Here is an 11,805-nt window from a genome sequence, read left to right on the forward strand (position 1 = left end):
AACTGAAGAAGAAAAACAATTACTTTGCAGAAGAGGATTGATCGAAACAGTGAATGATCAATTAAAAAATTTACATCAACTTGAACATTCACGTCATCGTTCGGTAAATAATTTCATGGTGAATATCATGGCTGCTGTAGTGGCTTATTGTTTGAACCCCAATAAGCCAACTTTCCAAAATATGCTAAAAGGTTAAGTGGATTTCATCGAACTCAGGTTAGGGATAACAAACGTGAAAACTAGACTACACAAACAACTGGAAAAACGTGTTGCAGGTAAAACCGTCCTGATTACCGGTGCATCCAGCGGTATTGGTTTAACGACAGCACATCAACTGGCTGATGCAGGTGCCCATGTTTTACTGGTGGCCCGTACTCAGGAAACCCTAGAACAAGTAAAATCAGAAATTGAAGCCAAAGGCGGCAAAGCCTCAATCTTTCCATGTGATTTAAACAATATGGAAGCGATTGATGAAGTTTCCAAACAGATTATTGCCTCAGTCGATCATATTGATATTCTGATCAATAATGCAGGACGTTCGATTCGCCGTGCCGTACATGAGTCGGTAGATCGTTTTCATGATTTTGAACGTACCATGCAGCTGAACTATTTCGGCGCGGTGCGTCTGGTGATGAATATCCTGCCGCAAATGATGATTCGTCGCGCGGGTCATATTATTAACATCAGTTCGATTGGCGTACTGGCCAATGCCACCCGTTTTTCAGCCTATGTCGCTTCAAAAGCTGCACTGGATGCCTTTAGCCGCTGCCTGTCTGCAGAAGTACATTCACATAAAATCGCAATCACATCGATCTATATGCCTTTGGTGCGTACCCCGATGATTGCGCCGACCAAAATCTATAAATATGTACCGACGCTTTCCCCAGAACAGGCGGCTGACCTGATTGCCTATGCGATTGTGAAACGTTCGAAAAAAGTGGCGACCGGTTTGGGCCGCCTGGCTTCCATTACCTATTCAATTGCACCGGATATCAACAATGTCTTGATGTCGATTGGCTATAACCTGTTCCCAAGTTCAACTGCATCTGTGGGCCAACCACAAAAATTAAACTTGGTGCAAAAAGCATATGCACGGCTGTTCCCGGGCGAACACTGGTAATTTTTACTGGGATAATTTCCTGAAAATACGAGCCGCCGATCGGGCGGCTTTTTTGATGTCTCAGTTTTAAATCTCTAGGTGAAAGCAAGCTCATCTGGATCACACACGACATAGCCTGTCTTTATCGACACAGATTTTTGCCGCAAATGCTGCGAGATCACGTACACTATCTGCGGATATTTCCTATCCGTATTTTTATATTTTGATTGAAATGATGGAAACCCTTATGAACAACGCGCAATGGCTCGATGAAGTAAAATTTAACGAACAAGGATTAGTCCCTGCCATTGCCCAGCATCATCAAACTGGTCGTGTCTTGATGGTGGCTTGGATGAATCGTGAAGCGCTGGCACTGACGGCTGAGAAAAACCAAGCCGTGTATTTCTCCCGTTCACGTAGCAAGTTATGGCATAAGGGCGAAGAATCAGGACATTTTCAAACGGTACATGAAATCCGTCTGGACTGTGATGCCGATGTAATTGTGCTGCAAATTGAACAGCATGGCGGCATTGCCTGCCATACCGGTCGCGAATCCTGTTTCTATCGCAAACTCACGCCAAATGGCTGGGAAATTGTCGATGCACAGTTGAAAGATCCCTCTGCGATTTATGGCGAAAAATCCACGAATCCGCATACGCTGGCGATGGAAGCGTCAACCGCCCAATCTGAACAGGTCGAAGTCTTGTCCTATCTGGGTCAGATGATGGCAGAACGCAAACAGGCCGATCCAGATTCATCTTATGTGGCCAAGTTGTACCATAAAGGCCTGAACAAGATTCTGGAAAAAGTCGGTGAAGAAAGCTTTGAGACCGTGCTGGCTGCCAAAGATTTCAACGCTCAGGTCTCTGAAGACAATAAAAATGATCTGATTTATGAGGTGGCAGATCTGTGGTTCCATACTATCGTCATGCTCGGCTATTTCGACCTGGATGTGCAATTGGTATTAAATGAACTGGCACGTCGCCAAGGCTTATCCGGCCTGGTTGAAAAAGCCAACCGTCAGCATTAAGCCTTGAATTCATCTGTGTCTGATTTAAAAAAACCGACCGCGACCTATGAGCAGGCCACTGCCATTGATAACGCACGTCTGGGTAAATCCTTTAAGGTGATTGCCTATGCGGGCACAGGTAAAACCACTACCCTGCAAATGATCAGTGATGCCATGCCACAAAGACGTGGCATGTATCTGGCTTTTAACAAGGCCATTGCCAGTGAAGCGCAGGCCAAGTTTCACCGAGGTGTCGATTGCCGCACTTTTCACTCGCTGGCGTTTCGCAGTGTTCCACGTGGAGTCACTGACAAACTGCGCTTGCCACGCTTGAGTCCAAGTTTTATTGCCAAAGAATACCGGCTTGAACCGATGACCATGCGCCGTATGATGGGTGGGCGTTATGAAAAATATGTATTGATGCCTTCTCGTCTGGCAAGTTTGGTTGCCAATGCGGTCGGCTATTTCTGCTCGACCAGTTCGCAGTATCCTGCCCCGCGGCATATTCAGGCGCCAAGCTGGCTGCATTCGGATGATATCGAGACTTTACAGAAGAAACTTTATCCGGCAGTCGAGCGACGCTGGTTAGAGTCGATTGATCCAAATCATCAGGCCGGCATCGGTCATGACATTTACCTGAAACTCTGGGCGCTGTCTGAACCGAATATCCCGGCCGATTATGTGCTATTCGATGAGGCACAGGATGCCGATCCCTTAATGCTGGGGATTTTGCTGAAACAGCGCAGCACCCAGGTGATTTATGTCGGAGACGCGCATCAGCAGATTTATGCCTGGCGTGGTGCAGTCAATGCCATGCAGCAACTGCCCTTACCAGAATCACGTCTGACCACCTCATTTCGTTTCGGTCCTGAAATTGCCCTGAATGCCAATGCCATTTTAGGTGCCTTAAATGAAACTGTGCCTTTACTCGGCAATCCGCAATTAGACTCTAAAGTCGTGAATAAACCGCATACCAAAATGCGCGATGCAATTTTATGCCGGACCAATGCCCGCGCCATGGAATTGTTATTAGCGGGTTTAGTTCGTGGTGATAAAGTCAGCCTGCAAGCCGACCATGTCAAACTGAATCGTTTTGTCGATGCGGCTGCCATGCTGAAACAGGGCAAACGTGTGGTTGATGTGCCGGAACTAGCCTGGTTCAACTCCTGGCATGATGTCCATGAATATTGTGAAACCAATGAAGGTAGTGACATCAAGCCACTGGTCAAACTGGTGGACGAACATGGGACTGATCCACTAAAGAAAGCCCTGGCTAAAATCACCCCAATTGCCCAAGCCGATTATATTATTTCCACGGCACACAAGGCCAAAGGTCTGGAATGGGATCGGGTTCATATTGAAGATGACTATCAATTTAAGCTGAATGAAAAAGACCATAAAATTAGTGATGAAGAATTAAGATTACTTTACGTGGCCTGTACACGTGCTAAAGTGAGTTTAAATATTCATCACATTTATGACCTGATTCAGCAACTGAAGATCAAAATGCCACAGTCGCTTCGGCAGGCAGTCGGTTAAAGTGCATGGCATGGATGTAAACCTCATAGGACAGGTGATCTATGCACATCCAAGCGTTTCAACTGAAACATACCCTGCATTTTTCCGACATTCAGCTTCAGTTTAATTATCCGCAATGCCCGGTCACCTTGATTCTGGGCAATCAGGGAACTGGCAAAACTACGCTTTTACGTTTTAGCTATCAGGCACTGACCTGGTTTGCAGCCCGTTATCGCGACAGCCGTGCTGCCGGTCTTGTGATGCAAGATCAGGACATCATGCAAAACCGGCTGCAATCCAAAATTGACATCCGGATTGGTTTTCCTGAAGAGATGGGCAGCTTGCCAGAATCCAGTCAGTCTGAGCCTGCGAACCTACAAAGCTGTTCATGGCAAATCTACAAGACCCTAAACAGTCAGGGTCTGGGTTTTAGCAAAGCAGAAACCTCACAGCTTGAAAGCATGCTCAGCCTGTATCACAAAGCCCGCTTGCACGATCCCCTGCTCGGTTTGCCGCTAATTGCCTATTATCCTGCTGAACGCTTTACCAATGAAGTCAATCTGCTCAGCAAAAATAACCCGGCCATTCTCCAGTCCGCACATGCTTATGAAATCGCTGCGATTCCTTTCACCACCTTTGCTCGTTTTTTTGAATGGTTTCGTGAAATCAGTGATATTGAAAATGCGCAAAGTGCCAAGATTATGGACCAGATTTTGGCGCGTGCCTTGCAGCAGCCTGAAAACAGTCGCGGAGATGAACTGGCTCGGCAGATCGAGAAAGCCCAGGCACATCTGCATGCACCAAATCTCACCGCTTTAAAACAGGCCCTGTCGCTGATCATGCCAGAAGTCAGCCAGATATATTTAAAATACCAGCCCAAGCTGCAACTGATGGTAACCTATCAGCAACAGACCTTTAGCTTCCAGCAACTGCCCAACAGTATCCGCAACTGGATTGCGCTGGTGGGTGATATTGTGCGGCGTCTTTGTCTATTGAATCCCAATAGTTTATTTCCATGTCAGGAAGGTACAGGTGTTTTACTGATTGATGCGATTGATCATCAACTGGATCAGGAGATGGCAGCAGTAATCCTGTCACGCCTGCATCAGGCTTTTCCTAACTTGCAGATTATTGCGACCGGCAACCGGCCTGAATTACTGGAACAGGCACACGCCTTTCAATGTCTGAAACTGGAAAATAAACAGCTGCACCCCATTCATCTTGAAAGTATGAAAACCCAGTTTGATCAGATCTACGCAGAGCTGGAACTGCAGCGAAATAAAGATATCTCGCCCGAAGATACTTTATTGGAAACGGTCACCGAACCCATCACACCGCTTGCTGTATTGCAAATGATTCAACAACAGTTAAATCCGGAACAGCAACAAGAATTGCTCGCTTTACTTGCTCAGGAGCATCATCCGACGCTACCTCAGTCGCTCTAAACAGATTCAAAAAAATAAGAGCGACTGTTTGAGTAAACAAGGAAGCCTTTTCAGCATTCTCTTTTTGCCCTGATTAAACTATTTTGAGTCAAATTTACAATCAATGCCTGCAATTTAATCTTAATTTTCGGTCACTTCTGGATGATCTGTTTAAGCATGCAGCGCCTGTTAAAACCGAGCCGGCGTATAATTTATAAGTTCTACATAAAAACGTTGATGTTGTTGTTATCCTGTAATATGATCGGTTTTATTTGCGAATTTCATTGTAAAATCGGAATTTGCTATCGTTTATAAGTTGCGCAATACAACTGTTTTATATTCTTTTTGAATATTCTTTTGGCTTTCAAGATTGAGAAGTTTGGGTCGCTCCTTGTGGTTCTGTAGTCCTTGAAAGATAAAGATTCACCTTAGGTTGGTCAAAACCTAAATCATGACAATGGATACGAGTGTGCTGCCGATTATTATATTGTTACCGTTAGTATTAGGCACAACCCTTGTCTCGTGGCTGAAGCAATTTTCGCGCGGGGTAACGGCTTTAGGGGCAATTGGTGTCAGCCTCAGCAGTTTCTTATTATTATTGAGTCAGGCGCCTGCCATATTTGACGGCGCAGTGATGACCCAGACCTGGTCCTGGCTGCCCCAGCTCGGCATCGATTTCAGTTTTCGCCTGGATTCTCTGGGACTGCTGTTTGCCTTGCTGATCAGCGGAATTGGTACCCTGATTTATATTTATGCCTATTATTACCTTAATCCAAAAAATTCACTGAGCAAACTGTATCTCCTGCTGATGCTGTTTATGGCGGCGATGCTCGGAATTTCATTGTCGAATAACCTGATTATCTTATTGGTTTTCTGGGAACTAACCAGTATTTCCTCCTTCTTGCTGGTAGGTTACTGGAGCAATTACGAAGCGGCACAACGTGGCTCACGTATGGCCCTGACCATTACCGGAATGGGTGGTCTGGCGATGCTGGGCGGTTTTGTCCTGCTCGGTCAAATTACCGGCACCTATCAGCTTGATCAAATCCTGATGATGACTGAACAGATTCAGTCCCATCATTTATTTGTTCCAACCTTGTTGCTGATTTTACTCGGCGCCTTTACCAAAAGTGTGCAGTTCCCGTTTCACTTCTGGTTGCCCAATGCCATGGCTGCACCGACACCGGTCTCTGCCTATTTGCACTCGGCCACCATGGTCAAAGCCGGTTTATTCCTGGTAGCACGTTTGCTCCCGATCTTTGCCGGTGCTGCACTGTTTCATAATATTGTGACCTTTGTTGGTCTGTTTACCCTGTGCATGGCCGCCTTCTTTGCCATTTTTAAGGAAGACCTGAAAGGCTTGCTCGCCTATTCCACCATCAGCCATTTAGGTCTGATCATGTGTCTGCTCGGGATTGGTTCACCATTGGCTGTTGCAGCAGCGATTTTCCATATTATTAACCATGCCACCTTTAAAGCGGCACTGTTTATGATTGCCGGCATCATCGATCATGAATCCGGGACTCGTGACTTACGTAAACTGTCTGGCCTATGGCAATTACTGCCATTTACCGCCACGCTGACCATGATCACGGCAGCATCCATGGCGGGTGTACCGTTGACCAATGGTTTCCTGTCTAAGGAAATGTTCTTTACCGAACTGGTCGCCAGTTTAAGTGGTCCACTTATGGTCGGCTCTGCTATTGTCGCGACACTGGCCGGGATTTTTGCGGTGGCTTATTCCATTCGACTGGTGCATGGAGTCTTTTTCGATGGTCCGCTAGGCAAGCAGGTCCCGAATAAAGATGCACATGAACCTGCCTTTGGTATGCGCGCACCGGCCACTTTGTTAGCAATTTTATGTATTTTAGTCGGTCTATTACCGGCTCTTCTGGTGGAAAAAATTGTCAACAGCACTACTCAAGCCACCACCCAGAATTTTGCCTTTGAAGGCACTCATCTGGCGCTTTGGCATGGTTTCAACCTGCCCCTTCTGATGAGTGTGATTTCTCTGCTCGGCGGAATAATCTTTTACTTTTCTCTCGCCAAAGGTGGCGCCTTACGTGAAATCGACCTGGATCCAAAACTGGGCCGCTTACAGGGCCGAGTGCTGTTCGACCTGTTTTTGAAAAATTTGCTGCTGAATTCACGCCGTTTCCGCCGTGCCACTGAAAATGGCAAATTGCAAAGCTATTTATTGTGGATTGTAATTTTTACCGTCGGGCTGGTGGGGTTCCCATTACTCAGCAATGCAGTGGGTACGGGTACACGCGAGCTGACCCATGCCCCTGCCCTGGCGATTATCTTGTGGTTACTGCTGTTCTCTGCCTGCTGGATGCTGCTGTGGTTCCATCATGAGCGGATTAAAGCGGTACTGATTAGCGGTGCAGTCGGCCTGGTCGTCACCATGGTCTTTATCGGCTTCTCGGCGCCCGATCTGGCATTGACCCAGATTACGGTCGATGTGGTCACCACGGTTCTACTACTGATGAGTTTATCTTTACTGCCTCAGTTAACACCGTATGAATCGAGTCCGACCCGTCGCTGGCGTGATGCCATTATTGCCTTGGGCGGCGGTCTCGGGATTGCGGCAATTGCCTGGCTGATCATGACCCGTGATCACAATTCCATTTCATGGTTCTTCCTGCAACAGTCGATTCCACTGGGCGGCGGAACCAATGTCGTGAATGTAATTCTGGTCGATTTCCGTGGTTTCGATACCTTCGGCGAAATTACTGTACTCGGCATTGCAGCGATTGGTGTACTCAGCCTGATGGATGGCATGCGTGCGCATGGCACCACCATGACCCAGGGCCTGACCTATCGTTTTAACCCATCCCCGCTGATGTTGCGTATTACCGCATCCTGGATTTTGCCGGTCGCGCTGGTAGTCAGCCTGTATATCTTTATGCGTGGCCATAACCTGCCGGGCGGTGGTTTTATTGCCGGACTAGTGACTTCACTGGCACTTATTATTCAATATATCGCAGTGGGACAGGACAAAACCGAACAGTTGCTTGGCGCCAAATCCGGTCGCCTGTATGAAATCTGGATCGGGATCGGCTTAACGATTGCAGGATTGACTGGAATCGCAGCCTGGTTCTGGTCACGTCCATTCCTGACCAGTGCACATATTTATGTCTCTCCGCCAATGATTGGAGAAATGCATTTGGCTTCGGCTGCGCTGTTTGATGTTGGCGTCTATGTCACTGTTGTGGGTGCAACGATGCTGATGATTTCAGTCTTGGGCGATTCACGTCACTCAAGCATGACTGGCCCTGTACCAAGAGGATAATAGAATGATCAGTTTAGAATTTTTATTAGCCTCTGCGATTGGCCTGCTGACGGCCACAGGCATTTATCTGATCCTACGTGCCCGTACCTTCCCGGTAGTGTTGGGTCTCGCCATGATTGGTTATGCAGTCAACCTGTTTTTATTTGCCATGGGCCGAATTCAGATGAATTCGCCTGCAGTATTGACTGAAGCCTCGAAAGTGACCGATCCCCTTCCTCAGGCACTGGTGCTGACAGCCATCGTGATTGGCTTTGCCACCACTGCCTTTATTGTCCAACTGGCATTGCGTAGCCGCTACGAATCAGGAACAGACCACGTTGACTCCAAAGAAGAAATACCAAATCTTGACCCGCGCGAGGATGAGCCTTAATGACTGATCTTCTCAATTTCTGGAATCAACATACCCCTATTTTCAGTATTCTTTTACCGGCCTTTACCGCTTTTGTCCTGGTTCTTTTAGGCAACCCGGGTTCAGGCTCTCTGGCGACGGACTGGCGTCAGCCCTGGCGTCGGGGTATCAGCTATGTCTCAAGTATCTTGGGCCTGATCATTGCTGTCAGCTATTTAGTAGACAGTAGTCAGGGTCAGATCAATGTTTATACGCTGGGCGAATGGGTCGCACCTTTTGGTATTGTACTGGTTCTCGATCAGCTCTCTGCGATGATGCTGGTTTTGACCTATGCCCTTGCAGTGCCGGTGCTCTGGTATGCCAGTAAAGAATGGGATATGCGTGGGCGTTATTTCCATGCCATGGTACATTTCCTGCTCATGGGTTTGACCGGTGCCTTCCTGACCGGTGACCTGTTTAACCTGTTCGTGTTTTTTGAAATATTGTTGATGGCATCCTATGTACTACTGCTACATGGACAAGGCAAGGCCCGTTTCCAGCTGGGAATCCATTACGTCACCATCAACCTGTTTGCTTCTGCCCTGTTCCTGATTGGACTCGGGATGATTTATGGCAGTGTCGGCAGTCTGAATATGGCAGATGTGGCCCGCTTGATGCCTACCCTCGCTGAAGATCAGCACAAGCTGGCGGTTGCTGGTGGATTAATGCTGTTTGTCGTGTTTGGAATTAAAGCAGCGATGTTACCGCTCGGCTTCTGGTTACCCAAAACCTATGCCGTAGCCACCACACCTGTGGCAGCACTCTTTACCATTATGACCAAAGTCGGGGTGTATGCAATTTTACGGATTAATGGAACTGTTTTTGATGATGAATACAGCCACCAGATTCTGATGAATTGCCTGCTGGTGATTGGTCTGATTACGTCGGTTTATGGCGTGATTTGTGCAATCGGCACAGAACGTCTGCGCCGTTTTATCGGCTTTATGGTGCTGTCTTCAGTCGGAACAATTCTGGTAGCAATCGGTATGAATACGACTGCAGCCTGGGCCGGTGCATTGTATTATATGGTGCACAGTACCCTGATTGGCGCAGCCTTTTATATCCTGTCAGGCTGGATTACCTCACAGCGCGGCGAATTTAAGGATCATTTTAAAATCGCGCCACTGATGAAACAGAACAAGCTGGTTTCGATTGTCTATTTCATCATTGCCTTGATGATGGCAGGCCTGCCACCGTTTAGTGGTTTCTTCGGTAAAGTCTTTATTTTGCAGGCTTCTGCCAATTCAGACTATCAGATGATTATTATCCTGACCATTTTATTGGTAAGCTTCCTCAGTATTCTGGCCTTTACCAGGGTTGGTTTCGTGCTGTTCTGGCGTTCGACCAGACCTGAGGATGACCTTAATTCTGAAGATTTTCACAAATATGAAGCTTTACCAAGTAAGGCACCGGCACGTAATGATCGTGTAATCTATCTATTGCTTGCTGGCCTGACTGCCTATGTGGTGTTTGCCGGACCGATCTATCAATATAATTATCAGACTGCGGAACAGATTAAAAATAATCCGGTTTATGAAGCTGCCTTGTTAAAACGCGATGCAGAAGGCCAGTTTATTAGTGTGCAACCTTTTGATCCAAGCTATTTACCTGAAACCAAGTACGGTGGTGAGACAGTCGATCCGAATGCACATCTGGTTCCTTATACGATTTCGGAAGCCACTCTGGAAGGTGAAAATATTTCTGAATTCAAGCAACGCCAGATTGATCAGCAGTATGTTGAACAAAACAGATATGATGATAATCAACTTAAACCGGTGGAGGGACCTTAATGGCTGTATCATTCCTGCAACGTTGGTTCCCGCATCCGCTAGTTTCTGTGATCGTTGGGCTAAGCTGGATTCTACTGGCACATAATCTGGAAGCTGGAACATTGCTTTTCGCGCTGGTTCTGGCGATTGTCATTCCGAAAATGGTTGCACCTTTTATTGACTATACCCCGAATATCCAGTGGGCTCCTGCCGTGCGCCTTTTCTTTGTCGTGGTTTGGGATATTGTAGTAGCCAATATTAAAGTCGCAAAACTGGTACTTGGTCCAACCAAGAACCTGCATCCAAAATGGTTTCGCGTGCCTTTGGAAACCGAGCATGAGGAAGTCAATGCCTTGCTGGCAATGATCATTACCACAACGCCCGGTACAGTATCTGCAGGCATTGATCAGGATCGTGGTGATATTCTGGTTCATGCCTTAAGCACAGAGGATGAAGCAGCAGAAATCGAAACAATCAAACAGCGCTACGAACAGCCTCTGATTGAAATTTTCAGCGCACAGACAGGAGAAAAAGCATGACTATTCTGCCTTATGCATTAATGATTTGCCTAGGTGCTATCACTGTCTCGATGTTACTCTGCCTGATCCGACTCATCACTGGCCCTTCTATCGTGGATCGTCTGTTGGCACTCGACACCCTGTTCCTGAATGCCACCTGTCTGATTGTCATTTTAGGGATTTACTGGAGTAGCAGCTTCCTGTTTGAAGGGGCCTTACTGGTTGCGATGCTTGGCTTTGTTTCGACTACAGCCTTGGCACGTTATTTCACCACTGGCCATGTGATCGACTAGGAGTTTTTAAATGTCCTTAATTTTAGAAATACTGGTGTCGATTTTTTTATTGATTGGTGCTTTCTTTATGTTGGTCGGCGGGATCGGTATGGTCCGTCTGCCCGATCTGTTTATGCGTCTGCACGCCCCGACCAAATCCAGTACTTTGGGCCTGGGCAGCTTTTTGATGGCCTCAATTCTGTTCTCGGCCATATATGGCCGTTTCGGTTTTGCTGAAGTGCTCATCACCCTGTTCGCCTTCATTACCGCACCGGTATCTGCCAATCTGATGGCACAGGCTGCATTACATTTGCGTTTACGCTCTTTGAGTGGCGAGGTTCCGGAAACGCTGGAACGCCCTCTGCCTTGGCAGCGCTCACGCCGTCGTACCTTTTATGAAAAGAAAATCAATCGTAATGATGATTTCGATTAATTGAGCAAGCAATTCAAGTTCTTTTAAATCTAAAAAAATCTAGAGATAAAAAAAGCCACCCGAAGGTAGCTTTTTTAGTC

General features: G+C 47.0%; 11 protein-coding genes. All 11 read left to right on the plus strand.

The features are described 5' to 3' along the window. A partial coding sequence (locus tag WFH18_RS02560; protein ID WP_336754579.1) for a transposase occupies window positions 1-196 on the plus strand: 196 nt, incomplete at its 5' end. A gap of 36 nt (window positions 197-232) precedes the next feature. Further along, window positions 233-1,120, plus strand: a complete 888-nt coding sequence (locus WFH18_RS02565) for an SDR family NAD(P)-dependent oxidoreductase (RefSeq protein ID WP_005249710.1) — start codon at window positions 233-235, stop codon at window positions 1,118-1,120. A 226-nt stretch (window positions 1,121-1,346) separates the two neighbouring features. Continuing rightward, window positions 1,347-2,129 (plus strand): bifunctional phosphoribosyl-AMP cyclohydrolase/phosphoribosyl-ATP diphosphatase HisIE, encoded by a 783-nt coding sequence (gene hisIE, locus WFH18_RS02570; protein ID WP_005263919.1) that lies wholly within the window; start codon window positions 1,347-1,349, stop codon window positions 2,127-2,129. Window positions 2,130-2,144: 15 nt separating this feature from the next. Further along, the gene (locus WFH18_RS02575; RefSeq protein WP_005248388.1) at window positions 2,145-3,647 is read left to right on the plus strand and encodes a UvrD-helicase domain-containing protein; all 1,503 of its coding nucleotides are present in this window, start codon (window positions 2,145-2,147) and stop codon (window positions 3,645-3,647) included. 41 nt (window positions 3,648-3,688) lie between these two features. After that, window positions 3,689-5,071 (plus strand): ATP-binding protein, encoded by a 1,383-nt coding sequence (locus WFH18_RS02580; protein ID WP_005263922.1) that lies wholly within the window; start codon window positions 3,689-3,691, stop codon window positions 5,069-5,071. 436 nt (window positions 5,072-5,507) lie between these two features. Further along, complete coding sequence (locus WFH18_RS02585; RefSeq protein WP_164542826.1) at window positions 5,508-8,345, plus strand: monovalent cation/H+ antiporter subunit A; 2,838 nt, start codon at window positions 5,508-5,510, stop codon at window positions 8,343-8,345. A 4-nt stretch (window positions 8,346-8,349) separates the two neighbouring features. Beyond that, a complete protein-coding gene (locus WFH18_RS02590) occupies window positions 8,350-8,715 on the plus strand; it encodes a Na+/H+ antiporter subunit C (protein WP_004281114.1) in 366 nt (121 codons plus the stop codon). Further along, window positions 8,715-10,523 (plus strand): monovalent cation/H+ antiporter subunit D, encoded by a 1,809-nt coding sequence (locus WFH18_RS02595; protein ID WP_004281113.1) that lies wholly within the window; start codon window positions 8,715-8,717, stop codon window positions 10,521-10,523. The genes WFH18_RS02590 and WFH18_RS02595 overlap by 1 nt, the downstream gene beginning before the upstream one ends. Then, window positions 10,523-11,041, plus strand: a complete 519-nt coding sequence (locus WFH18_RS02600; protein WP_004281112.1) for a Na+/H+ antiporter subunit E — start codon at window positions 10,523-10,525, stop codon at window positions 11,039-11,041. Before WFH18_RS02595 ends, WFH18_RS02600 begins: the two co-directional genes overlap by 1 nt. After that, window positions 11,038-11,313, plus strand: a complete 276-nt coding sequence (locus WFH18_RS02605; protein WP_004281111.1) for a monovalent cation/H+ antiporter subunit F — start codon at window positions 11,038-11,040, stop codon at window positions 11,311-11,313. Before WFH18_RS02600 ends, WFH18_RS02605 begins: the two co-directional genes overlap by 4 nt. A gap of 10 nt (window positions 11,314-11,323) precedes the next feature. Continuing rightward, entirely contained in the window at window positions 11,324-11,725 is a 402-nt protein-coding gene (locus WFH18_RS02610; protein ID WP_004281110.1) for a Na+/H+ antiporter subunit G, read from the plus strand. The last annotated feature ends 80 nt before the right edge of the window (window positions 11,726-11,805 follow it).

This window comes from Acinetobacter sp. USHLN143 (genome assembly GCF_037145695.1).
In the GTDB taxonomy this organism is placed as follows: Bacteria; Pseudomonadota; Gammaproteobacteria; order Pseudomonadales; family Moraxellaceae; genus Acinetobacter; species Acinetobacter fasciculus.

What these genes read in the sequence shown, in the direction of transcription:
- hisIE (WP_005263919.1), top strand. Translation starts at nt 1,347, where the DNA reads ATGAACAACGCGCAATGGCTCGATGAAGTAAAATTTAACGAACAAGGA.
- WFH18_RS02580 (WP_005263922.1), top strand. Translation starts at nt 3,689, where the DNA reads ATGCACATCCAAGCGTTTCAACTGAAACATACCCTGCATTTTTCCGAC.
- WFH18_RS02585 (WP_164542826.1), top strand. Translation starts at nt 5,508, where the DNA reads ATGGATACGAGTGTGCTGCCGATTATTATATTGTTACCGTTAGTATTA.
- WFH18_RS02590 (WP_004281114.1), top strand. Translation starts at nt 8,350, where the DNA reads ATGATCAGTTTAGAATTTTTATTAGCCTCTGCGATTGGCCTGCTGACG.
- WFH18_RS02595 (WP_004281113.1), top strand. Translation starts at nt 8,715, where the DNA reads ATGACTGATCTTCTCAATTTCTGGAATCAACATACCCCTATTTTCAGT.
- WFH18_RS02600 (WP_004281112.1), top strand. Translation starts at nt 10,523, where the DNA reads ATGGCTGTATCATTCCTGCAACGTTGGTTCCCGCATCCGCTAGTTTCT.
- WFH18_RS02605 (WP_004281111.1), top strand. Translation starts at nt 11,038, where the DNA reads ATGACTATTCTGCCTTATGCATTAATGATTTGCCTAGGTGCTATCACT.
- WFH18_RS02610 (WP_004281110.1), top strand. Translation starts at nt 11,324, where the DNA reads ATGTCCTTAATTTTAGAAATACTGGTGTCGATTTTTTTATTGATTGGT.